The following is a 23,873-nucleotide window of genomic DNA, read 5'->3' as shown; positions in this document are numbered from 1 at the left end:
CGTGAAGCAACCATGCAACAAAAAACGATCACCACGGACGTCCTCGACATTGCCTATCGCGAATACGGCGCACCTGACGGCTGGCCCTGCATCCTGGGCCACGGCTTTCCCTATGACGTGAACGCCTATGCCGAGACCGCGCCGATCATTGCCGAGGCCGGCGCGCGCGTGCTGGTGCCCTGGCTGCGCGGCTACGGACCGACGCGGTTTCGCTTCCCGGATACGCCGCGCTCCGGCGAGCAGGCGGCGCTCGGCGCCGATCTGCTGGCCTTCATGGACGCGCTTCGTATCGAGCGCGCCGTCGTCGGCGGCTACGACTGGGGCGGGCGCGCGGCCTGCGTGGTCTCGGCGCTCTATCCGGAGCGCGTGATCGCCCTCGTCTCCGGCAATTCCTACAACATCCAGAACATCGCCCGTTCCATGGAGCCGGCCTCGCCGCCGGAGGAAGCCGCGCTCTGGTATCAATATCTCTTTCACAACGAGCGCGGACGCCGCGCGCTGGAGCGCACCCGGCGCGGCTTTGCCCGCCAGCTCTGGGCGATGTGGTCGCCGAAATGGGCGTTCGACGACACGACGTTCGAGCAGAGCGCGGTGTCGTTCGACAATCCTGACTTCGTCGATGTCGTGATCCACTCCTACCGCCACCGCTACGCGCTGGTCGCGGGCGATCCCGCCTATGCGGGGATCGAGGCGAAGCTCGCAGGCCAGCCGCCGATCCGGGTCCCGACCATTGCGATCGATGGCGACAGCGACGGCGTCAATCCCGGCACCGCCCATCACGCCAGCAAGTTCGAGGGTCCATTCGAGCGGCGTGTCTTCACCGATGCCGGTCATAATTTGCCGCAGGAGCGGCCGGCCGAATGGGCGCAGGCGGTGGTCGAGGTCCGGAAAGCGGCCTCATAAAGCTCGTTTCTCGTCCGGCCGGCTGGCTTGTCTGCCGTCCCTCCGATTTTTCCTGATCCTGGGAACCTTTTGCGATTGCAGCCGTCCAAGCTGAGGAGCCGCTTCTGTATGCGGCTCGTTGCAGGGGAGGATCTCGATGAAGTCACAAGTGCGCAAGCTGGAACGTGTCGCGGTGGCGCAGGCGCCGGTCGAACGGCCTGACAGGCTCGAGGTCGAGCAGGCGATCCGCACCATGATCCGCTGGGCCGGCGACGATCCCGCGCGCGATGGTCTGCGTGAGACGCCGGACCGGGTCGCACGTGCCTTCGAGGAGTATTTTTCCGGCTATGCGCAGGACCCGACGGAAATCCTGCAAAAGACCTTCGAGGAGATCGAAGGCTATGACGAGATGATCGTCCTGCGCGGCGTTCGCTTCGAGAGCCATTGCGAGCACCACATGGCGCCGATCGTCGGCCGCGCCTGGGTCGCCTATATCCCGCAGGGCCGTGTCGTCGGCATCAGCAAGCTTGCGCGCGTGGTGGACATCTACGCCAAGCGCCTCCAGATCCAGGAGAAGATGACCGCGCAGATCGCCAATACCATCAACGACGTGCTCAAGCCTGAAGGCGTCGGCGTCATCATCAAGGCGACGCATCACTGCATGACCACGCGCGGCGCGCACAAGCCCGGGACCGATCTTGTCACCAGCCGCATGCTGGGCGTGTTCCGCGACAATGCGCTGACGCGCCAGGAACTGTTGGGGCTCGCCAATTCGGACGATTGACCCGCGGCTGCTCAAGGAGACGGCGCCATGACCGAGAACAACAAGCCGAGCGGACCCGACCTGAGCAAAGGCGTGTCGCTGACCGCGTTCAGGGATGGCAAACTGCTCGGTCATGTCGGCGAGGAAGACGTCCTGCTGGTGCAGGCCGGCAGCGAGATTTTTGCGATCGAGCCGGCCTGCAGCCATTACCACGGGCCGCTCGCCGAGGGCTTGGTGGTGGGCGACACCATCCGCTGTCCCTGGCATCATGCCTGCTTCTCCTTGCGCACCGGCGAAGCCACCCGCCCGCCGGCGCTGAACGCGCTGGCGGTGTGGGAGGTCGCGCGCGATCGGGACAACGTCATCGTTCAGCGCAAGCGCGAGGCGCCGAAGCCGTCGATCGCTCATCGCAACGCGCCGACGCCGGAGAAATTCGTCATCGTCGGCGGCGGTGCAGCCGGCTTCGCGGCCGCCGAGACGCTCCGGCGCGAGGGCTTTGCCGGCGCCATCACCATGCTCAGCGATGACGGCGCGATGCCGGTCGACCGGCCCAACCTCTCCAAGGATTATCTCGCGGGCAGCGCACCGGAGGATTGGCTGCCGCTGCGGGGCGAGGACTATTATCAGGACGCGGGCATCGATCTCAGGCTCAACACCGGCGTCTCCGCCATAGATGCGAAGACGCGCAACGTCACGCTCGGCAATGGCGACAGGCTTCCGTTCGACCGGCTGCTGCTCGCGACCGGCGCCGAGCCGGTCAAACTGCAGATCCCGGGCGCCGACCAGCCGCATGTCCACACCTTGCGCTCCGTCGCCGACAGCCGCGCCATCATCAAGGCAGCGGGGAGTGCCAGGCGCGCTTTGGTCATCGGCGCCAGTTTCATCGGCCTCGAAGTCGCGGCGTCCCTGCGGGCGCGCAAGATCGAGGTGCACGTCGTCGCGCCGGAAGAGCGGCCGATGCAGAAGGTGCTCGGCTCGGAGATGGGCGACTTCGTCCGGTCGCTCCATGAAGAGAACGGCGTGATCTTTCACCTCAAGGACACGGTCGAAAAGCTCGACGGCACCCGCGCCACGCTAAAGAGCGGAGCTGTCATCGAAGCCGACCTCGTCGTGGTCGGCATCGGCGTCAAGCCGCGCCTTGCGCTGGCCGAGCACGCCGGCCTTGCAGCGGATCGCGGTGTCAGCGTGAGCGAATATCTCGAAACCAGTGTCGCCGGCATTTTCGCGGCCGGCGACATCGCGCGCTGGCCCGATCCGCATTCCCGGCAAACCATCCGTGTCGAACATTGGGTCGTTGCCGAACGCCAGGGCCAGACCGCGGCGCGCAACATGCTCGGCAAGCGCGAGCGCTTCGACGCGGTGCCGTTCTTCTGGTCGCAACACTACGACGTGCCGATCAACTATGTCGGCCACGCCGAGAGCTTTGACGAGATCGCGATCGACGGCAGCATCGGAGGCAAGGACTGCCTGTTGAAGTACCGCAAGGACGGCCGCGTGCTGGCGGTTGCGTCGATCTACCGCGATCTCGACAACCTCAAGGCCGAGCTAGAGATGGAGCGGTCCCGCGGCTGATGCGCCGCAGTCGATCTTGATTTGCGTCAATGTTACTGCCGGTACGGGTGTTCTGCTGGCTGTCGTCCCGGCACGGTGCGTGCTATTCTGGCGCGTGCCCCCGGGCTACGCAAGCAGGAGTGGCCGTCATGACCAGTGCTTCGGACACGTCACATCACCCAAGTCTCGGCTCCGGCATCGCGGCGCTGCATGCCAAATGGGGCTGGATCGTCGCGCTCGGCGTCGTCTATCTCATCGCCGGCTTCATTGCGCTCGGCAGCATGGTGATGGCGACGGTGGCGAGCGTGATCGTGGTCGGCGCCATGATGATCGTCGCGGGCGTCACCGAGATCATCGGCGCGTTCCAGATGAAGAGCTGGGGCAAGTTCCTGATCTGGGCCCTGCTCGGCGTGCTCTACGTGATCGCGGGCTTCCTGACCTTCGAGAATCCGCTGTTCGCGGCGGTCCTGCTGACGTTGTTTCTCGGCGCCTCGCTGATCGCCTCGGGCGCCGTCAGGCTGTTTCTCGCCTTCAGCATGAAGCGCGAGAGCCCGTGGGTCTGGGTGGCGCTGTCGGCCGTCATCACGCTGCTGCTTGGCCTGCTGATCGTCGCACGCTGGCCGGTGAACAGCGTCTACATCCTCGGTCTGTTCCTCGGCATCGATCTGATCATGGCGGGAGCAGGCTGGATCAGCCTGGGCTTCAGCCTGAAGCGGCGCGGCTAAGCCATCAGCAACTCGACGCAAGACCATCTTGCGGAACTCCGCTGATCTGACGCGCTGGCAAAAAGCAGCACGCCGCGCGGCCGCCTCGCGCGGACGATGAGCACTGGGGAGAAACCATGAAAGCCGCCTTGGCCCTGGCCGCAGCGCTCGCTGCCGCCTGCCTGTCCACATCCGTCTCCGCGCAAAAATCCTACGGTCCCGGCGTCAGCGACACCGAGATCAAGATCGGCAACACCATGCCCTATAGCGGGCCGGCTTCGCCCCTCAGCATCACGGGCAGGGTCATCGCGGCCTATTTCGACGAGGTCAACGAGAAGGGCGGGGTTGCCGGCCGCAAGCTCAATTTGATCTCGCTGGACGACGCGTTCTCGCCGCCCAAGACGATGGAGGCGGCGCGGCGGCTGGTCGAAGGTGACGGCGTCGCCTTCATCTTCGCCACCATGGGCACGGCGCCAAGCTCGGCGATCGCAAAATATCTCAACAGCAACAAGGTGCCGCAGCTGTTTCTGATCAGCTCGGCCTCGAAGTGGAACGATCCGGCCAACATGCCCTGGTCGATGGCGCTGCCCTGGGCGCCGAACTACACCAGCGAGGCTGCGATCGACGTCGCCTATGCCCGCGCCAAGAACCCGAATGCGCGCTTCGCCGTGCTCTATCAGAACGACGATGCCGGCAAGGAATATCTACGCGGCGTCAAGGAGGCGCTCGGCGCTGACGCCGACAAGGCGATCGCGATGGCCTCGAGCTTCGAGGTCGCCGATCCCACCGTCGATTCCCAGGTGCTGACCCTGGCGAACACCAAGGCCGACGTCTTCATGATCTATTCGGTGACGCCGCGCGCCTGCGCGCAGGCGATCCGCAAGGCCCACGAGGTCGGCTGGCAGCCGACGCGCTTCCTCGCTAGCGGCTGCGCCAACAAGGCGACCGTGATGGTCCCTGCGGGCCTCGAGGCCGGCAAAGGCGTGCTCTCGCTCGGCGCGCTCAAGCCGTTCGTCGAAGCGCCGAAGAACGATCCGGCGATGACGGCCTATATCGATTTCATGAAGAAGCGCCTGCCCAATGCCGACGTCAACAACGTCGCCGGCCTCTACGGCTACACCGTCGCCGAGGCGCTGGTGGTGCTGCTGAAGCAGTGCAAGGACAATCTGACGCGCGAGAACATCATGGCGCAGGCGGCGAACCTGAAGAGCGTGCCGCTGTCGCTGCTGATGCCCGGCATCACGCTGAACACCACCCCGCAGGATTTCCGCCCGATCAAGGATGGCTATATGCTGCAGTTCGACGGCAACGACTGGGTGGTCGCGAGCGAACTCTTGAAGGGGACGTGAGGGCAGGGCTCTCTCCGCGATCTCGGAATCGTAGGGTGGGCAAAGGCGCACTTGCGCCGTGCCCACGACCTGCTCAATACGGAAACAGGAACGTGGGCACGCTTCCGCCTTCGCTCTTCGAGCTACGGCGGATGCTTTGCCCACCCTACGGGACCGACGCGAGCGTCGGCGAGCGGAGGATTGAAAATGGACTTCCAACACTCCTCACGTTCGCTGGAGCTTCAGGACCGCGTCCGGCAGTTCATGCGGACGCATGTCGAGCCGGTCGAGGAGCTCTATTACGAGCAGGTGAAGCCGGAAGCCGCACGCTACAAGACGCCGGCCGTGCTGCAGGACCTGAAGCGGCTGGCGCGGGAGCAGGGGCTCTGGAACCTGTTTCTCTCCGGCGAGCACGGCCCCGGCCTCTCCAATCTCGACTATGCTCCGGTGAAGGAGATCATGGGCCGCATCCTCTGGGCGCCCGAAATCTTCAACTGCTCGGCGCCCGATGTCGGCAACATGGAGGTGCTCGCGAACTACGGCACGCCTGCACAGCAGGAGCGCTGGCTGAAGCCGTTGCTGGAGGGGCGCATCCGCTCGGGCTTCTCGATGACCGAGCCGCAGGTCGCCTCCAGCGACGCCACCAACATCCAGTGCGCCATCAAGCGCGACGGGGACGATTACGTCATCAACGGCCGGAAGTGGTTCACCTCAGGCGCGATGAACGAGGATTGCGAGATCCTGATCGTGATGGGCAAGACCGCGCCCGACGATCCCGACCGCCACCGCCAGCAATCCATGATCCTGGTGCCCAGGAACACGCCGGGCGTGCGCATCGTCCGCGACATGTTGACCTATGGCTATGACGACGCCCCTAGCGGCCATCCCGAGATCGTCTACGAGAACGTCCGCGTGCCCGTGGAGAACATCCTGCTCGGCGAGGGCCGCGGCTTCGAGATCGCGCAGGGGCGGCTCGGCCCCGGCCGCATCCACCATTGCATGCGGCTGATCGGCTGCGCCCAGCGTGCGCTCGAATTGATGTGCCAGCGATCAGTCTCCCGCGTGGCCTTCGGCAGGCCGCTCGCCGAGCAGGGCTCGGTGCGCGAGGACATCGCAAACTCGTTCTGCGAGATCGCGCAGGCGCGGCTCCTGACGCTGCAAGCCGCCGACAAGATGGACCGCGAAGGCAACAAGGCCGCGCGCGACCTGATCGCCGCGGCCAAGATCGTGGTGCCCAGCATGGCCGCCCGCGTCATCGACCGCGCCATCCAGATCCACGGCGCCGCCGGCGTCTCGCAGGATACGTTCCTGGCGCGTGCCTATGTCTACGCCCGCTTCATCCGCATCGGCGACGGCCCGGACCAGGTGCATCTGGCCGCTGTCGGCAAGGAGCTGATCAAGCGCGGCGGGGTGATGGGATAGAGCACCAGCGCTTGATTCGTTGATGTGCGGCTTCGCGCTATTTTCAAGCGCGGCGGCGAGGCAAACTAGCCACGTCTTCCTCGCGCTTCGTGATGGCGGAGTGCGTCGACGATCACCTTGAATGCAGCCGAGTTCTGCCGCGAGGTCGGATAATAGATATAGTAGCCGTCGAATTTCGGCGACCAGTCGTCGAGCACGATGACGAGCTCACCGGAACGGACGTGCCGTGTCACCATGTCCTCGGGGACATAGGCGATGCCGAAACCCTTCATGGCGGCGTCGATCATCGCCCGGGAATCGTTGAAGGTCAGTTGTCCCTCGACGCGTACCCGCAGGTCGGGACCGTTCCTGGCGAACTCCCACACGTAATGGCCGCCGGCGGCCGCGCGCCGCTTGATGCAGACGTGCTTCAGCAGGTCTTGCGGATGTCTTGGTTTCGGATGCTCCTTCAGATAGGCAGGCGAGGCGACCGCGACGAGCCGCCAGTCCGGACCGATGCGCACCGCGATCATGTCCTTCTCGACGCTTTCGCCGAGGCGGATGCCCGCATCGAAACCGTCTTCGACGATGTTGCGGAAGGCAGTGTCGAGGCTGAACTCGACCTTGAGGTCGGGGTATTTTCCCAAGACGGGCGACAGCTTCGGCCAGACGACCGTGTCCAGCGCATGGTCCGAGAGCGTGATCCGGATCGTGCCCGACGGCTTGTCACGCAGCGACATCAGCGCGGCGATATCGCGCTCGATCTCTTCGATGCGCAACTGATTTTTGAAGGCGCTCGCCCGCCTCGGTCAGGCCGACGCTTCGGGTCGTGCGCGTGAGCAGCCGCAGTCCCATCTGCGATTCCAGGCGCTTGATCGTATGGCTGAGCGTCGATTGCACCACGCCCAGTTTCGCGGCGGCCTTCGTGAAGCTGCGCTCGCGGGCGACGGCCACGAAAGCCAGCAAATCGTTGAAATCCTGGCTTGCCATGGCCGCCACTATTCATGGCCCGTATCGATTAATGCAAGCAAATTATATCGACTAATCGGCCGCCGCCCGGGACCCTAGATGATGTCGTAAACGCGCAGGCTGGGCTTCGCATCCCGCAGCCGCGTGGAGTGCGGTCTTCGCGCTGTAGCTTTGTGCCTCGGCGCGATGCGCGGCCTGTGTGTCGGCGAGTCCGGCTTTGTGACTCGAAGGAGAAAAGCAATGAAAGCGACAATCCTCTACGGACCCGGCGATGTCCGTTACGAAACCGTCGACGATCCCAAAATCGTCCACCCGACCGACGCCATCATCAAGCTGTCGGCGACGTGCATCTGCGGCTCCGATCTCTGGCCATATCGCGGCCTGCAGCCGAATGACGGCCCTGCGCATATGGGTCACGAATATTGCGGCGTGGTGGTCGAGATCGGCAGTGCGGTGCGGACCGTCAGGCCCGGCCAGTTCGTCGTCGGCTCGTTCTGCGTGTCGGACAATACTTGCCCGCATTGCAAGTTCGGCTTTCAATCGTCGTGCGAAAAGCGCGAGTTCATGTCGGGCGCGCAGGCGCCTTACGCCCGTGTCCCCCTTGCGGATGGCACGCTCGTCGCGACCAGGGAGGTGCCGGGCAGCGATCTCATCCCGCATCTGCTCGCGACCTCCGACGTGCTCGGGACCGGCTGGTACGCGGCCGACGCTGCGAATGTGAAGCAGGGCTCCGTGGTCGCGGTGGTCGGTGACGGCGCGGTCGGCCTCATGGGCGTGCTTGCGGCGAAAGAGATGGGCGCCTCGCGCATCATCGCCATGAGCCGCCACAAGACGCGGCAGGATCTGGCCAAAGCGTTCGGCGCGACCGATATCGTCATGGAACGCGGCGCAGAAGGCATCGCGCGCGTCAAGGACCTGACCCGGGGCGTCGGCGCCGATTCGGTGCTCGAATGCGTCGGTACGCAGGAAGCGATGTCGCAGGCCCTCGAATGCGCGCGTCCCGGCGGCAGTATCGGCTATGTCGGTGTTCCCCATGGTGTGACTTTCGACGGCCAGGCCCTGTTCTTCGGCCAGCGGCGCATGATGGGCGGTCCTGCCCCGGTGCGGCGGTTCTTGCCCGATCTCATGGACCGCGTCCTCAATGGACGCATACAGCCGGGCAGGGTGTTCGATCTCACGCTGCCGATCGATCAGGTCGCCGAGGGCTACAAGGCGATGGACCAGCGCCGCGCGATCAAGACGCTGCTGACGGTGTGACCGCGGAGCAGGGTGATGTCTGTCGGGAGCGGCTTTTGCAGGCTCCCGATCGGCAGCCCGACGAGTCCAAAAGGAGATCGACATGAACATTTCATTCGAAGGCAAGGTCGCCTTGGTGACCGGCGCAGCTTCCGGTCTCGGCCTCGCGGCGGCGAAAGCTTTTGCGGAATCGGGGGCGTCTGTCGCACTCGCGGACTGGAACGAGAATGCGGCGCGCACTGCCGCCGACGAACTCAATGCTCGAGGTCACAAGGCGATCGGCATCCGTTGCAATGTGGCCGATGATGCCGAGGTCGAAACCATGGTCTCAAGGACGGTCGAGACTTTCGGTCGGCTCGATGCCGCCTACAACAACGCCGGCGTCCAGAACGTGCTCGCGGAGACAGCCGATACCACTCGCGAGGATTATGAACGTGTCATGGGGATCAATCTGCAGGGCGTATGGAGCTGCATGAAGTTCGAATTGCAGCAGATGCGCAAGCAGGGCAGCGGCGCCATCGTCAATTGTTCGTCTCTCGGCGGCCTCGTCGGTGGTGCGGAACGCGGGATCTATCACGCCGCCAAGCATGGTATCCTTGGGTTCACCAAGAGCGCGGCGCTCGAATATGGAACGCGTGGCATCCGCGTCAATGCCATTTGCCCGGGATTGATATGGACGCCGATGGTGGACCAGATGGTGGCCGACGGGCAAGGCGATGCGCTCAAGGCCATGGAAAAGAGCATTCCAATGGGGCGGGTCGGACGCCCCGAGGAAATCGCAAATGCGGTTCTGTGGCTATGCAGCGATGCTGCGAGCTATGTGACCGGCCAGTCCATCTCGGTGGACGGCGGCTTCGTCATGCGTTGATCCACATGTCGAGCCGCCGAGTGCGTCAGATTGCGGGCCGAAGCGGTTTGAACGCGGCGCGTAGCTCCGCGGAAAAAAGCTCGGGCTGCTCCCAGGCCGCAAAATGACCGCCTTTGTCGACCTCATGGAAGTAGGTGAGGTTGCGATAGGCGCGCCGGGCCCACGTCTCCGGGGCTTGATAGCTCTCGCCGGGAAAGACGGTGATGGCCACCGGGAGCGAGATCTCCGCGGTCTTCTCGGGGGCGGCGAGAGCGGGACTGCGCCCGCTGTATTCCCAGTAAAGTCGCGCCGATGAAACCGCGCTGTTTGTCAGCCAGTAGAGCGTGATGTCGTCCAGTACCTCGTCGCGGGACTTCTCGGGGTCGGTGCCATCGTAATTCCAATGCGAGAAGCCTGGATGACCGAGCATCCAGGCCGCCAGTCCCACGGGAGAATCCGTCAAGCCGTAGCCGATCGTCTGCGGCCTTGTTCCCATCATCACCGCATACGATCGGTTGCCCATCCTGGCCGCCGCGCTGAATGCGTCAAACGCTGTGCGCTCCTTCTCGGACAGGCCCGCCGGGGCAGACCCGCCGGCGGCGAGGATCGCGGCGATCTCGGGCGGCACGATCGCCGGCAAATTGATGTGAATGCCGAGCAGGCCTGCCGGCGCCAGCCGCGCCATCGCGCTGGAGACGGGCGAACCCCAGTCGCCGCCCTGGGCGACGTAATGGGTGTAACCAAGTCGCTTCATGAGTTCTGCCCAGATGCGCGCCGTGTGTTCGGGACCCCAGCCGGTATCGAGCGGCTTGCCTGAGAATCCGTAGCCGGGCATCGAGGGGATCACCACGTCGAACGCGTCTTCAGGCCGCCCGCCATGGGCCGTTGGATCCGTGAGCGGATCGATCACCTTGAGCTGCTCGAACACCGATCCCGGCCAGCCGTGGGTGATGATGACAGGGAGCGCATTGGGGTGCCTGGAGCGCACGTGAATGAAATGAATGTCGATCCCGTCGATAGCGGTGATGAATTGCGGAAGCCCGTTCATCCTGGCTTCGATCTTCCGCCAGTCGTACGCCGTCGCCCAATAGTGCATCAGCGGCTGGAGCTTCGCCAAGGGGATCCCCTGCGACTGATCGGAAACCGTCTCGCGGTCAGGCCATCGTGTCGCCAGCACACGACGTCGAAGCTCGACGAGATCGGCCTCGGGGACATCGATCCGGAAGGGGCGAATTGCGCTCTCGCCGGCAGCCGATGCTTTGTGCGCGGGAAACACGCTCGCGGAAATCGCTGCTGCAATTCCAAGCACGGCGGTGCTCAGAAGCGCGCGCCGATCTTTGTCAATGATGATCCCGGAATCGGATGACGAATTGGATGATACCGGCATGGGATGGCCTCCTGGCTTCGGGCGATCGGTGCCTGCGGGGCAGGACAGTCCTTCGTCTGTCCCTGCAACATGGCCTGGAAGCTCGCCAATGGCTCGTTAGGCGTTGTTAAATGCTGTGAGCTGTCGCGAACGCTCGGCGTGGCGAAGCGAGACAAGTGCAGCATGGCTGTCCATGTCCGCTCACAAGGGCAGGGCGGACCGGGATAACGGCGGCAGCCGGCGGTAGCGGCGCTGGGAACCATCCCAGTCGTATTACGTTTCTGTTAGTTGTGGAGGCCCCTCATGAGTAACGAGTGGAATAGCCACCGCACCTCAGTCGTCCTTTTCGCTGCTGCGGTGATCGTCGCAATACTCGCGGCGTTCGTCACGACGCTTGATCGGGTCGACACAAGGACGGCGAGCAACGAGACGCCGCCTGGTACGATGGGCCTCGCAAGGCCGCATCCGCCACTGGACCGAGCACCAGGCCAGCCGATACTCGGCAACAATGAATTGCCGCATAGCGCGCCTGCCCGATGATCGAATTGTCCCTTGGACGGGCAGCTCGCGCGGCGGAGACGCACCATGGACCGCTCGCTATTTCTCGCCAGGCTGATGGGGCCAACATTTGTCGCGGTCGCGCTCGGCATACTGATCAACCTCGGCATGTACCAAAGCATGATCGTGGAGGCGCTCCACACGGGCATCCTGTTCTATCTGTCCGGCTTGCTGTCGTTGCTTGCGGGCCTCGCGATCATCAATCTGCACAATAGATGGCAGGCGGACTGGCGCTCGATCATCACAGTAATGGGCTGGCTGATGACCCTCGGCGGCATCATGCGTATCGTCTTGCCGCAGGTCGCGGTGGCGATCGGTTCGACCGTCTACAGCGGCCGGGCCGCTACCGTCGTGGTAGCGCTGATAACTGGCGCCATAGGTGCTTTCCTCAGCTTCAATGGTTACGTCCGGCGCGCCTAAGCGCGCGGCGAACGGGACGCCCCCTGGTGGGGCGACTAGGATCCCGAGCAGACCGCCATCGCCATGATGACATCATGCCGGTGTCTTGCCCGACGAGTCAAATCTATTTCGTAAAATCAGAATGATCTCGCGCCGGCAGCTAAGCCATTGATTCAGCTGCCCCCGGCTACTGTGCATGGGGTTGTTTTTCAGTTTTTTGTCGGAGCGACCCCACCGAAGGCCCTGCAGCGGTGGACGCGCCCTTATCCCGCCTTGGCGATGCGGCCGTCCGCCGACCCCGCGCGCAGGTTCTGGAAGAACTTCTCAACCTCGCGCGACAGCGTCTCTGCGGTCTCGGTCAGGCTGCCCGCCGCCGTCAACACCGAGGATGCGGCGGTATCGGTCTCGCCGATGGCGTCTCGCAGCGAGGTGATGTTGGCGACCAGCGTCTCGTTGCCCTGCGCGGCGCTTTGCGCGTTGGACGAGATCTCGCGCGTGGCCTGGTCCTGCTGACCGATGGCGCCGGCGATTGCAGAGGTGACCTCGTTGATCTCGCGTACCGCGCCGCCGATCTCGCGGACGGCGTCGACCGCGTTGCGTGTGGAGGCCTGGATCATCGAGACGTTCTCGCTGATCTCGGCGGTGGCCTTGGCGGTCTGGCCCGCGAGCGCCTTCACTTCATGAGCGACCACGGCAAAGCCGCGGCCGGCGTCGCCGGCGCGGGCGGCCTCGATGGTCGCGTTGAGCGCCAGCAGATTGGTCTGCTCGGCGATCGCCTGAATCAGATTGAGCACGCCGTCGATGCGCTGCGTGGCCGCGGCGAGGCTCTCGATCTCGGAGATCGATTTCTCGGTGCGCTGGCCGGTCTGCTCGACCGCGCCGGCGCTCTGCCGCACCTGGCGGCCGATCTCCACGACCGAGGCCGACAGCTCCTCGGCCGCGCCCGCCACCGCCGTGACGTTGTGCGAGGCCTGCTCGGTGGCGTTGGCTGCCGTGCCGGCGCGGCTAGAGGCATCCGCGGTGACGCGCGTGATGGTCTGCGCGGTCTCGCGCATGACCGAGGCGTTGTCGCTGAGGCCGCGCATGATGGCGCCGATCGCGCCGCGGAACTCCTCGACGGATTGTTCGATGTGCCGGGCGCGCTCCTCGCGCGCGGCAGCGCCCTGCGAGACCTGCGAGGCGAGGTTGCGGTTGCGGCCCATGGCCTCCTGGAAGACCTGGATCGCGCGCGCCAGCGCGCCGATCTCGTCGGCGCGTTCAGAGTGCGGCACCACGACATTCTCGGTGCCGTCGGCGACCTGCTTGATGGTCGCGGTGATCGCGGCGAGCGGCCGGGCGACCGAGCGGGCGATGATGACGATGCCGATCACGACCAGGGCCAGCGCCACGCCGCCGAGGCAGGTCAGCACGAAGGACAATTCGCGATTGGTCTCGGTCTGCTGCGCGATCTGCTTAGCGCGCTCGGCATAGACCTTGGACAGCGCCTCGAGATCCTTGTTCAGCGCCGAGCGCACGGTCCGGTTGGCGTCGTTGTCGCCCCATTCGCGACCCGCGGCCGCATTGATCTCGACGCCGCGGCGCACCAGCTCCTTGCGGAACTCGACGAACTGCTCGATGCGCTTCTTGAAGGTGGCGAACTGCTCGGCATCGTCGGCTTTGACGATGGTCTCCCAGCGCTTCACGACATCGAGGATCTGGGCGTTGAACTTGAGCAGGCCCTCGCCGTATTTCTTCACCACGGCGGGCTCGGTCGACATGTAGACGCCGCGCGACTCCATCACGACTGCATAGACCAGCGAGTTGACGCGCTCGACGTTCAGCGCGGCGGCGTTCGCCGTCTCGATCGCGCTGGTCAGGTCGGCGCCGCGGCGGCTGTTGTAGTCGGACAGCATCGCGATCGCCGCCGTCAGCAGCGCGAACAGCGCGAAGATCGCATAAAGCTTGGTGGCAAGCGTGAAACGGCCGGCCAGCTTGGCGGCATTCCCAGATTCATCTGATGTCATGGTTTTCGGAGGCCCGGAATGGCCTGCAGCGGCCGGTGAACGGGATCGTGTAGAATTGATGCAAAACTATGCAGAACGAAAATGGATGCGGCGTTAACACGGCCGTTGGCTGCCTCCGTCCTTGGTCGTAGGAAAGGCAAGTTATTTCAGCGTCTTGATCCGAAGGTAGAGTTTCAGGATAATCTTAGGTCGGCCACCGGCCGACGCACCCCGGAGCGACCCTTGGTCTACCGCCATACCATCGACGCCACGACCCACACCTTCGCGGACCTGCGCGACCTCCTTGCCAAGGCGACGCCGCCGCGCTCCGGCGACCGGCTGGCGGGGATCGCCGCCGACACCGCCGAGCAGATGATCGCGGCGCGGATGGCGCTCGCCGACGTCCCGCTCGGCCAATTCCTGCAGGAAGCCGTCATCCCCTACGAGGCCGACGAGGTCACCCGCCTCGTCATCGACAGCCATGACGCGAAGGCCTTCGCGCCGGTGGCGTCCCTGACGGTCGGCGGCTTCCGCGACTGGCTGCTGTCGGATGCGGCGACGCCGGATGTCCTGCGCAAGCTGGCGGGCGGCATCACGCCGGAGATGGCAGCTGCAGTGTCGAAGCTGATGCGCAATCAGGATCTGATTCTGGCGGCGCGGAAATGCGAGGTCACCACAGCCTTCCGCAACACCATCGGCCTGAAAGGGCGGATGAGCACGCGGCTGCAGCCCAACCATCCCTTTGACGATGCCAGGGGCATCACCGCCTCAATCCTCGACGGCATCCTGCTGGGTGCCGGCGATGCCTGCATCGGCATTAATCCCGCGAGCGACGATCCGGCCGTCATCGCGCAATTGCTGCGGCTGCTCGACGAGATCATCACGCGGCTGAAGATCCCGACGCAGGCTTGCGTGCTGACCCATGTCACGACGACGCTGGCGCTGATCGGGCAGGGCGTGCCGGTCGACCTCGTCTTCCAGTCGGTCGCCGGCACCGAGGCCGCCAACCGCAGTTTTGGAGTCGACCTTGCGCTTCTGAAGGAGGCGCAGCAGGCCGGGTTGTCGCAGGGGCGCGGCACGGTCGGGCAGAACGTGATGTATTTCGAGACCGGCCAGGGCTCGGCGCTGTCGGCGGGCGCCCATCACGGCGTCGACCAGCAGACCTGCGAGGCGCGCGCCTATGCGGTTGCCCGCGCCTTTGCCCCGTTGCTGGTCAACAGCGTGGTCGGCTTCATCGGCCCGGAATATCTCTACGACGGCAAGGAAATCATCCGGGCGGGACTGGAGGATCATTTCTGCGGCAAATTGCTCGGCCTGCCGCTCGGGATCGACATCTGCTACACCAACCATGCCGAGGCGGATCAGGACGACATGGACAATCTGCTGACGCTGCTCGCCGCCGCCGGCGTCACCTTCATCATGGGCGTGCCCGGCGCCGACGACGTCATGTTGAACTACCAGTCGACGTCTTTTCACGACGCGCTCTATGTCCGTGACGTCTTCGGTCTGCGCCGCGCGCCGGAATTCGACGACTGGCTGGCGCAGGCAGGGATTACGGGCGCCGATTTCCGTCTTGCCGGCGATGCAGGCCTGCTGCCCGATTTTGCCTCGCGGCTGATCGCCTGAGGCTGGAAGCTCCCTAAGGCCTTCAGGAAACCATTGGTCCCTCTCCGAATTATGCTTGTGCCACAATATTGAGAAATTCCGGCGGCAGCGTTACGCTATGTGTCTGGCTGGCAATTTCCGCACCATCAGTCGTGGCGGGGGAGCTTAGATGCGAGCTGAAAGTAACGGAACGTCCCGGCGGATTCTCTGTGTGTTTCCGCGCTACACCTCGTCGTTCGGGACATTCGAGCATTCCTATCCCCTGACCGATGGTGTCCGTGCCTTCATGCCGCCGCAGGGGTTGTTGCTGATCTCGGCCTATCTGCCGCCGGATTGGCAGGTCAAATTCGTCGACGAGAACCTGCGTCGCACGACCAGGGAAGAGTTCGAGTGGGCGGAAGCGGTCTTCGTCAGCGGCATGCACATCCAGCGCCAGCAGATGAACGACATCTGCCGCCGCGCTCATGAATTCAATCTGCCGGTCGCGCTCGGCGGTCCCTCCGTCAGCGCCTGTCCCGACTATTATCCGTCCTTCGACTATCTCCATGTCGGTGAGCTCGGCGATGCCACCAACCAGCTGATCGAGATCCTGTCGCGCGACGCCTCGCCTCCCGAGGCCCAGGTGGTGCTGACCACCAAAGACCGCGTGCCGATGACGGAGTTTCCGATCCCGGCCTACGAGCTTGCCGACGTGAAGAAATACTTCCTCGGCAGCATCCAGTATTCCAGCGGCTGTCCCTATCAGTGCGAGTTCTGCGATATCCCTGGTCTCTATGGCCGCAACCCGCGCCTCAAGTCGCCGGAGCAGATCATCGCCGAGCTCGACCGCCTGCGCGAATGCGGCATGACCGACACGGTCTATTTCGTCGACGACAATTTCATCGGCAATCGCAAGGCGGCGATGGACCTGCTGCCGCATCTGATCGAATGGCAGAAGCGGACCGGCTACGTGGTAAGGCTCGCCTGCGAGGCGACGCTCAACATCGCCAAGCGGCCCGAAATCCTCGAGAAGATGCGCGAGGCCTATTTCATCACCATCTTCTGCGGCATCGAGACGCCCGATCCCGACGCGCTGAAGGCGATGCAGAAGGACCACAACATGATGGTCCCGATTCTGGAGGGCGTGCGCACCATCAACTCCTACGGCATGGAGGTGGTGTCAGGCATCATCATGGGGCTCGACACCGACAAGCCGAATACGTCCGAGGCGCTGCTCGGCTTCGTCGAGGAGTCCCGGATTCCGCTGCTGACGATCAACCTGCTTCAGGCGCTGCCGAAAACGCCGCTGTGGGACCGGCTGGAGCGCGAGGGGCGCCTGATCGAGGACGACGGCCGCGATTCCAACGTCGACTTCCTGCTGCCCTATGATGACGTCGTCGCGTCCTGGAAGCACGCCATGGCGGTCGCGTATGCGCCCGAGAAGGTCTACGCGCGCTTCCAGTATCAATGCGACCACGTTTATGTTCACCGCCTCAAGGTGCCGACCCCGGATGAGATGAAGACCTGGGCCAACATCAGGCGTGGCCTCGTCATGCTGCGCAACATCTTCTGGAAGGTCGGCGTGCTCGGCGACTACAAGCGCGTGTTCTGGAAGTTCGCGCTGGGGCGCATCAAGCGCGGCGATATCGAAGGCCTGATCGGATGCACCCTGATCGCGCACCACCTCATCACCTTTGCGCGCGCGGCCTCCAGCGGCAGGCAGAACGCCTCGAACTATTCGATCCGGCTGCGCGAGGCCGCCGTTCCCGCCGAATGATGCGACATGTCTGATCCGGCCCTGCCGCACCGTCCGACCCTCGATCTGCGGGCGTTCACGCCCGCGCGCGTCGCGCTCGGCCGCAGCGGCGCGAGCGTGCCGACCAAGGCGCTGCTCGATTTCACGCTCGATCATGCCCGCGCCCGCGATGCCGTGCATGCCGCCTTCGATGCGCCGCGCCTGGCCGCCGATCTCGGCGCGCTGGGTCTTGCCGTCACGGAGGTGAGGAGCCAGGCGCTCGACCGCAAAGACTATCTGCGGCGGCCGGATCTGGGACGACGACTCGACCCCGGCTCGGCCGAGGTCTTGGCACGAGCGGCCTCGGCGCCGTGCCGGCTTGCGCTCGTGATCGGCGACGGCCTGTCCGCGGCGGCGGTCCACGCCCATGCGGTGGCGCTGGTGGGGCGCCTGCTGCCGCTGCTCGCGGAAGGGGACGACGTCGCGGTCGGCCATGTCGTCGTCGCCTCAGGCGCGCGCGTCGCGCTCGGCGACGAGATCGGCGCCATTCTCGGCGCGCGCATGGTCCTTATGCTGATCGGTGAGCGGCCGGGCCTGTCCGCGCCCGATAGCCTTGGCGCCTATCTGACCTTTGCCCCGAAGCCCGGCCGCACCGACGCCGAGCGAAATTGCGTGTCCAATATCCACCACGCTGGGTTGAGCTACGACGAGGCCGCCTTCAAGATCGCCTGGCTGGTTCGCGAGGTGCTGGCCCGGCAGGTCACCGGCGTGGCGCTGAAGGACGAGAGCGCGGACCGCGCGCCGCGTCGAATTGGCACATCTTCGCCGGGATGACCTGTGGTCAGGCCCCGAAATCGCCGCATCTTGATCGATTTGCCCACACTTCGCCTGCTTGCGAGAAGGGTGATTGACCTGCTAAACCCCGGGCGGCGATTTTCCGCGCATTTTCAAAGGGCAAGCCTCCCATTGGTATGGCGTTTTCAAGCCGTTCGCGGGGCGCAATAAGCTCTCAGACCGAGCCGATTTAGGAACTGGATAAGGCATGCTCGAAAAGCACAGCGAGAATGAGGTTCATGTCGACAAGGTCGAGCAGGGACCTACGTCCTCGATCGCCTTCGGGCTGGAGCGCATCGGGCTGATCGCCGTCCGGGCGCCGATCGTCTCCTGCATCGTCCTGCTCGTCCTGATCGTCGGCGCTGTGTTCGGCATCCACCGGATCAAGATCGACGATTCGCTGTCGCAGCTGTTTCGCTCCGACAGTCGCGAATTCCACCAATATGAAGAGGTGACCAAGAAGTTCCCGGCCGAGGAATTCGACGTCCTCGTCGTGGTCGAGGGCAAGAACCTGCTGGCCCGGAACAATCTGGAGAAGCTGCGCGACTTCATCACCGACCTGCAGCTGGTCGAAGGCACGCGCGGGCTGGTCTCGCTGTTCTCGGCACGCCAGGCGCCCGCGCCGGGCAAGCTGCCGGCGGCGCTGTTCCCGGCCGAGCTGCCCGAAGGCGCCGACTACGACAAGTTCATCGAGACCGTCAAAAACAACGAGATCATCCGCGGCAAGCTGTTGTCGGAAGACGGTACGCTGGCGCTCGTCGTGCTGTCGCTCGATCCGGAGGTGGTGGCGTCCAGCAAGCTGACCAAGACCGTCGGCGACATCCGCGCGCTGATGAAGGAGGATCTCAGCGACACCGGTCTCAACGTGCAGCTCTCCGGCGTGCCGGTGATGCAGCTCGAGATCCGCAATGCCGTCGAGCGCGACGGGCTGACCTACAACATCCTCGGCATCCTCGCCGGCTGCATCATCGCCATCATCTTCTTCCGCAAGATCTCGTTCATGGTCGCCGCGGCGTTCCCGCCGATGATCGCGATCCTCTTGGCGCTCGGCGCGCTCGGCTGGGCCAATTTCAATCTCAACATGTTCCTGAACGTGATGACGCCGCTCATCATGGTCATCAGCTTCTCGGACTCGATGCAGCTCACCTTCGCCGCGCGCGACCGGCTGATCGCGGGCCAGGACAAGTTCACCGCGTTCAAGAACGCGGTGCTGGTGGTGGGCCCGGCCTGCGTGCTGACGCACGGCACCGCCGGCATTTCCTTCATCGCGCTGCAGTTCTCCAACTCCGACCTGATCCGCAAGTTCGGCGAGGCGGGCCTCGCCGCCACCATCATCGCGCTGGTTGCGGTGCTGTCGCTGGTGCCGGTGTTCGGCGTGCTGCTCGTGCGCAACGAGAAGACGTTCGCGGTCAAATTCCAGAGCGCGGATGCCGGCGTCCAGGCGCTGCGCAATTTCTGCTACTGGATCGCGGTGCGGATGGTGGGCCGGCCCGGCCTGTTCAGCCTGATCGCGGTGCTGTTCGTCGGCGGCCTCGGCGTCATCTACGCCAATCTGGAGCCGCGCTACCGGCTTGCCGACCAGGTGCCGGACAAGCGTCAGGCCGTCGCCGCCAGCAACCGGCTCGATGCCAAGCTCACCGGCGCCAACCCGGTCAATGTGCTGATCCAGTTCCCTAAGGGTGAATCGCTCTATTCGCCGGAGACTCTGCAGACCATCGCGGACGTGCATGCGACCGTGGAGAAGGCGGCCGGTGTCGGCAATGTCTGGTCGGTCGAGACCCTGCGCCGCTGGCTTGCGGAAAAGGCCGGCAGCGCCGACGTCGCCACGCTGAAGGAATATGTCAGCGTCATTCCCGAGCATCTGGTGCGGCGCTTCATCGATGCCGAGCAGGACGCGGTGGTGGTCGCCGGCCGCGTGCCGGACAAGGATTCCAGCCAGCTTCTGCCGATCGTCGACAAGCTCGATGCCGAGCTCGACGCCGTCCGCAAGAAGCACCCGGGCTACGAGGTCGCGGTGACCGGCCTTGCCGCGATCGCGGCGCGCAACTCGGCCAGCATGATCGAGAAGCTGAACCGCGGGCTCACCGTCGAATTCGCGCTGGTCGCGATCTTCATCGGCCTCGCCTTCCGCTCCTGGGTGGTGATGTTCGCCTGCATCCTCCCGGGCATCTTCCCGGTGGTGATGTCGGGAACGGTGCTGTGGGCGATGGGCGAGGGCCTGCAATTCGCCAGCGTCGTCGCGCTCACGGTTTCGTTCGGTCTCGGCCTCAGCGCCACCATCCACTTCCTCAACCGCCTCCGGCTGGAGAGCAAGCCGGGCGTCGGCTCGGCGCTCGCGGTGGAGCGGGCGACGGTGCTGGTCGGCCCGGCGCTGATCCTGACCACGGTGGTGCTGGCCTGCGGCCTCGTCGTCACCGTGTTCTCCGACCTGCCGTCGCTCCGGCTGTTCGGCTGGCTCAGCGCCTTCTCGATGGTGATGGCCCTGGTCGCCGACCTCTTCATCCTGCGGCCGACGGCGATGTGGCTGATCAATCTGCACGCCAAGCTGCAAGGGACCGACAAGCCGGCGATCTGAGCGGCTTCATCCATCGGACATGGAATCGGCGCAGCCTGGACGACTGCGCCGGTGTTCCGGCCGAGGATGCGGCCAATGCGGTACGACAGTTCAATCGTGCAGTTTCAGCAGAAGCGAGGCGGCGATTCCGCTGCGTTCTTCATCCCGTTCCTGACGCCGGACATGATCCTGCTCGACGCCGGTTGCGGGCCGGGGACCATCACAGCGGCGCTCGCGGGCTTTGTCGGAAAGGCGGTCGGAGTCGATATCGCGCCGAAGGCGATTGCGGCCCGCCAACGAGCTCGCGGTCAAGGCGGGTTCGACCAATCTGGCCTTTGTCGAAGCCGACATGACTGCGCTTCCGTTCGAGGATGGATCGTTCGACGCCGTGTTCTTTCACGCGGTGCTCTACCATCAGAGCCGGTCGACACTGATGCGGACGCTGGCGGAAGCGCGGCGGGTGCTGAAGCCGGGTGGCTTCGTCGCAACGCGCGATGCCGATGCCGGCGGCAACATTCTTCACCCCGAAATCGACGGCGTGCACCTCGCGCTGGACCTCTGGCAACGCTGGTACGAGCACGTTGAGCCGGGGGCGCTCTTCTTCGGCCGTCGGCAGAGTTCGATTCTTCGCGCCCACGGCTTCACGCCGGTCTGGGCCGGCGCCAGCTATGTCAACCACAGTGCCGATGCCGCCAGCCGCAGCGAAGCTGTGGCCGATGCGCGGCGGAGCCTGCTTAGCCTGGGGCCGCAACTCGTCCGCAAGGGGCTCGCGACGGATGACGAAATTCAGGCGGCGCTAGCCGGCTGGGACGCGTGGGGAGAGGACCCAGACTCGGTCTATTTCAGGTGCCGGTGCGAATGCGTCGTCAGGCGGATTTGATCCTGTGTTGATCGCGTCGATCGCGATCGGCAGAAGCTGACGCCGAGCTGGTGCAACCGCGAAGTCTCGGGGAACGCGCAGACTTCTTGATGAACTTTTGCAACTCCATCTTGTTCAACTGCATGCTGCGGGGAGCTGGTCCGCGCCGCCCCTGATTCAGCGGGTGGACGTGCGAACCAACAACGCGCTGGGGAACCATATCCATGGCGCACCTCAGCTCTGAGGACGGGCGACATGCGCGCTGAGCCGGCCCACGAGGCTGTGTCTGGAGGTGGCGTCGACAGCGTCGATGCGCCGGATTGGGCGAAGGTCGCCCTCGTGACCGCAACGGTGGGCGTGTTCGCGGTCGCGGTCGGCCTGTCGTCGCCGCTGCTCGCTCTCGTTCTCAAGAGCGAGCAATTCAGCGGCCTTTTGATCGGCACCAATGCCGCGATGATGCCGATCGGGCTTTTGAGCTCCGCGCTTTGCGTGCCGCGTCTCGTGCAGGGAGCGGGTGCCTACAAGGCTGCCGTTGGGCTTGCCCTGATCGCGGCCGCAGCGCTCGCCCTGATGATGGTCTTTCGCACGCTATGGATCTGGTTTCCGGCGCGGTTCGTGCTTGGTCTCGCCATCGGCGGCTTCTACATCGTCAACAAGGCGTGGTTGAACGAGATCGCCGTGCCGGTCTATCGCGGCCGCGTCATGGGACTCTATGCGGCCGTGCTGGCCGCCGGTTTCTCGCTTGGGCCCTTCGCGCTTGCGCTCACGGGCTCCTCGGGGTGGTGGCCATTCGCGGTCGGCATATTGGCCCTGCTCGCCGCTGCGCTGATCACGGCCATCTTCGCGACGCGGCTACCCAGCTTCTCCGTCAAGGAGCGCACGCCGATCACGAGCTTCATTCCGCGCGCGCCCGTGCTGCTCGCCGCGGTCGCGACTTTTGCCCTGTTCGATCATGCCACGCTGACCTTTCTGCCGGCCTTCGGGATGAGGAACGGATATTCCGAGCAGGCGATGGCCATCGGCCTTGCCTTGCTCAATGGTGGCAACGTGTTCCTGCAAGTGCCGGTCGGTTGGCTTGCAGACCGGTGTCCGCGGCGGCTCGTGCTTTTGGGGCTTGCAGCCGCGACCGCAGCCGGCGCCGTCTTGCTCGCCATTGCCGTCCAGCAGGGACTGCTCATGCTGTTCATACTGCTGTTCGTCTGGGGCGCGTGCGCATACGGCGTCACCACCGTCGCGCTTGCCGAACTGGGCGATCGTTTCGGCGGCCCGACTTTGCTGGCGGGCAGTGCGGCCTTCACGCTCGCCAGCGGCATCGGCGGAATGTTGGGCGGCCCGCTCACCGGCGCTGCCGTCGACACTGCCGGCGACAGCGGCCTGATCCTGGTCCTGGCAGGTGCCTACGGACTGCTCGGGCTGCTGGTCGCTGTTGTCCCGCTCACGCGTCGATCCGAACGATCCCGTACGGATTGAACTTGAAATCGCTCTCGGCGTAGTCCTGCTCGTGCGACAGCGTGAGCTTGCGATCGCGCAGCGTCGCTTCGATGCCGTGCTCGGCCATGGCGTTGGCGATCTCCTCCATCAGCATCACCGCGGACCATTCGTTGCCGCGCGATTTCGCGACATAGACCTCCGGCAGGCCGACGAGGTGATAGCCGACGCTCTCAAAGTAGCGATCGCCGGCGAGCGGGCGCTTGGCGAAGGCGAGGCGACAGGCCTTGCCGACGGCGAGGGTCATGCTCAGGCCCTGGCTGGTGATGGCGCCCTTGCGCGCCTGATCCATGAGACTTCGCCACCGCGCGACGCCGTGGGCAATGCCGGCGCTTTCGCCTTTTGCGGCCACGGCGCCCGCGTCGAACATTTCGTCCACGATCTGCAAGGCGGCGGCCGAAAAGACGGCCGTCTTCTGCTGAGCCATCGGCGGGCCCAGCACGTAGAGGACTGATTTGTGGTTGGCGACCGCCGCCTCGTCCGCCGCGGACCATGCCTTCGGAAAGACGCGGTCCCAGCACACGCCGAACGATCGCGCCATGTTCGGATCGGGTTTGGCCTGCGAATAGCTGCGGTCGATCTCGAAGCCGAAATCGGCGATGGTCTTGGCCACCGCCTTCGGCGGTTGCAGCAGGCTTTCGTTCCTGCCGAGGAAGCAGAGCACGTGACGCGGCTTCACGGACGAAGGCTGCATGTTCGCTCCCTGGTGATCATTGGCGAAGGCGCGAGAGGCCACGAAGAGGCCGGCGGCCTTGAGCAGATGCCTGCGTATCGGGTCCATCTCGGCAAGTCCGTTCCGGGTGAGTTCATGTCAGCAAAAAGCCCCCGGCTCG

At 64.9% G+C, this 23,873-nt stretch carries 18 protein-coding genes and 2 pseudogenes; 16 read left to right on the top strand and 4 right to left on the bottom strand.

Features of this window, described 5'->3' with window-relative positions:
* Positions 1 to 12 precede the first annotated feature (12 nt).
* From GGD66_RS17475 to GGD66_RS17450, 6 genes are all read left to right on the top strand, one after another.
* Positions 13 to 903, top strand: a complete 891-nt coding sequence (locus GGD66_RS17475) for an alpha/beta fold hydrolase (RefSeq protein ID WP_183258466.1) — start codon at positions 13 to 15, stop codon at positions 901 to 903.
* 136 nt (positions 904 to 1,039) lie between these two features.
* Complete coding sequence (gene folE, locus GGD66_RS17470; RefSeq protein WP_018315675.1) at positions 1,040 to 1,666, top strand: GTP cyclohydrolase I FolE; 627 nt, start codon at positions 1,040 to 1,042, stop codon at positions 1,664 to 1,666.
* Between the two features lie 27 nt (positions 1,667 to 1,693).
* Positions 1,694 to 3,217: an FAD-dependent oxidoreductase gene (locus GGD66_RS17465; RefSeq protein WP_183258465.1), complete on the top strand. Its 1,524-nt coding sequence runs from the start codon at positions 1,694 to 1,696 to the stop codon at positions 3,215 to 3,217.
* Between the two features lie 128 nt (positions 3,218 to 3,345).
* Complete coding sequence (locus GGD66_RS17460; protein WP_026201537.1) at positions 3,346 to 3,921, top strand: HdeD family acid-resistance protein; 576 nt, start codon at positions 3,346 to 3,348, stop codon at positions 3,919 to 3,921.
* A gap of 116 nt (positions 3,922 to 4,037) precedes the next feature.
* Positions 4,038 to 5,249 (top strand): ABC transporter substrate-binding protein, encoded by a 1,212-nt coding sequence (locus GGD66_RS17455; RefSeq protein WP_018315678.1) that lies wholly within the window; start codon positions 4,038 to 4,040, stop codon positions 5,247 to 5,249.
* Positions 5,250 to 5,435: 186 nt separating this feature from the next.
* Positions 5,436 to 6,650 carry an acyl-CoA dehydrogenase family protein gene (locus tag GGD66_RS17450; protein WP_183258464.1) on the top strand — a complete coding sequence of 405 codons (1,215 nt, stop codon included), beginning with the start codon at positions 5,436 to 5,438 and terminating at the stop codon, positions 6,648 to 6,650.
* 65 nt (positions 6,651 to 6,715) lie between these two features.
* On the opposite strand, the pseudogene GGD66_RS17445 reads toward GGD66_RS17450, so the two are convergent.
* Positions 6,716 to 7,619: pseudogene (locus GGD66_RS17445) on the bottom strand (LysR family transcriptional regulator).
* A gap of 219 nt (positions 7,620 to 7,838) precedes the next feature.
* On the opposite strand from GGD66_RS17445, the gene GGD66_RS17440 reads away from it, so the two are divergent.
* A complete protein-coding gene (locus tag GGD66_RS17440; protein WP_092256810.1) occupies positions 7,839 to 8,855 on the top strand; it encodes a zinc-dependent alcohol dehydrogenase family protein in 1,017 nt (338 codons plus the stop codon).
* Between the two features lie 82 nt (positions 8,856 to 8,937).
* Positions 8,938 to 9,702 carry an SDR family NAD(P)-dependent oxidoreductase gene (locus GGD66_RS17435; protein ID WP_092256807.1) on the top strand — a complete coding sequence of 255 codons (765 nt, stop codon included), beginning with the start codon at positions 8,938 to 8,940 and terminating at the stop codon, positions 9,700 to 9,702.
* A 25-nt stretch (positions 9,703 to 9,727) separates the two neighbouring features.
* Here the strand turns inward: GGD66_RS17435 and GGD66_RS17430 are convergent, their stop codons facing one another.
* On the bottom strand, positions 9,728 to 11,068 hold the full coding sequence (locus GGD66_RS17430; protein ID WP_183258463.1) for an epoxide hydrolase family protein: 1,341 nt from the start codon (positions 11,066 to 11,068) through the stop codon (positions 9,728 to 9,730).
* A 564-nt stretch (positions 11,069 to 11,632) separates the two neighbouring features.
* Between GGD66_RS17430 and GGD66_RS17425 the strand changes: the two genes are divergently transcribed.
* Positions 11,633 to 12,025 carry a hypothetical protein gene (locus GGD66_RS17425; protein ID WP_183258462.1) on the top strand — a complete coding sequence of 131 codons (393 nt, stop codon included), beginning with the start codon at positions 11,633 to 11,635 and terminating at the stop codon, positions 12,023 to 12,025.
* 242 nt (positions 12,026 to 12,267) lie between these two features.
* Here the strand turns inward: GGD66_RS17425 and GGD66_RS17420 are convergent, their stop codons facing one another.
* The gene (locus tag GGD66_RS17420; protein ID WP_183258461.1) at positions 12,268 to 14,007 is read right to left on the bottom strand and encodes a methyl-accepting chemotaxis protein; all 1,740 of its coding nucleotides are present in this window, start codon (positions 14,005 to 14,007) and stop codon (positions 12,268 to 12,270) included.
* 222 nt (positions 14,008 to 14,229) lie between these two features.
* Here GGD66_RS17420 and GGD66_RS17415 point away from each other — a divergent pair, with 222 nt between their 5' ends.
* The 7 genes and pseudogenes from GGD66_RS17415 (at position 14,230) to GGD66_RS17385 (ending at position 23,022) form a co-directional block, all read left to right on the top strand.
* Complete coding sequence (locus GGD66_RS17415) at positions 14,230 to 15,612, top strand: ethanolamine ammonia-lyase subunit EutB (protein ID WP_183237344.1); 1,383 nt, start codon at positions 14,230 to 14,232, stop codon at positions 15,610 to 15,612.
* A 148-nt stretch (positions 15,613 to 15,760) separates the two neighbouring features.
* Positions 15,761 to 17,347, top strand: coding sequence for a B12-binding domain-containing radical SAM protein (locus tag GGD66_RS17410; RefSeq protein WP_183258460.1), 1,587 nt, complete (start codon positions 15,761 to 15,763; stop codon positions 17,345 to 17,347).
* Between the two features lie 6 nt (positions 17,348 to 17,353).
* A complete protein-coding gene (gene eutC, locus GGD66_RS17405) occupies positions 17,354 to 18,139 on the top strand; it encodes an ethanolamine ammonia-lyase subunit EutC (RefSeq protein WP_183258459.1) in 786 nt (261 codons plus the stop codon).
* 208 nt (positions 18,140 to 18,347) lie between these two features.
* Positions 18,348 to 20,714 carry an RND family transporter gene (locus GGD66_RS17400; RefSeq protein WP_018315688.1) on the top strand — a complete coding sequence of 789 codons (2,367 nt, stop codon included), beginning with the start codon at positions 18,348 to 18,350 and terminating at the stop codon, positions 20,712 to 20,714.
* A gap of 66 nt (positions 20,715 to 20,780) precedes the next feature.
* A pseudogene (locus GGD66_RS42230) lies at positions 20,781 to 20,957 on the top strand (hypothetical protein); the annotation flags it as partial.
* Positions 20,958 to 21,042: 85 nt separating this feature from the next.
* The gene (locus tag GGD66_RS17390) at positions 21,043 to 21,573 is read left to right on the top strand and encodes a class I SAM-dependent methyltransferase (protein ID WP_409362373.1); all 531 of its coding nucleotides are present in this window, start codon (positions 21,043 to 21,045) and stop codon (positions 21,571 to 21,573) included.
* A 234-nt stretch (positions 21,574 to 21,807) separates the two neighbouring features.
* The gene (locus tag GGD66_RS17385; RefSeq protein WP_183258457.1) at positions 21,808 to 23,022 is read left to right on the top strand and encodes an MFS transporter; all 1,215 of its coding nucleotides are present in this window, start codon (positions 21,808 to 21,810) and stop codon (positions 23,020 to 23,022) included.
* Here GGD66_RS17385 and GGD66_RS17380 read toward each other — a convergent pair.
* Positions 22,988 to 23,821: a hypothetical protein gene (locus tag GGD66_RS17380; protein WP_183258456.1), complete on the bottom strand. Its 834-nt coding sequence runs from the start codon at positions 23,819 to 23,821 to the stop codon at positions 22,988 to 22,990. The genes GGD66_RS17385 and GGD66_RS17380 overlap by 35 nt on opposite strands.
* Positions 23,822 to 23,873: the final 52 nt, after the last annotated feature.

The organism is Bradyrhizobium sp. CIR48, from assembly GCF_014198315.1.
GTDB lineage: Bacteria > Pseudomonadota > Alphaproteobacteria > Rhizobiales > Xanthobacteraceae > Bradyrhizobium.
Note: the sequence above shows the minus strand (reverse complement) of the source record. Positions and strands in the feature narration are given on the sequence as shown.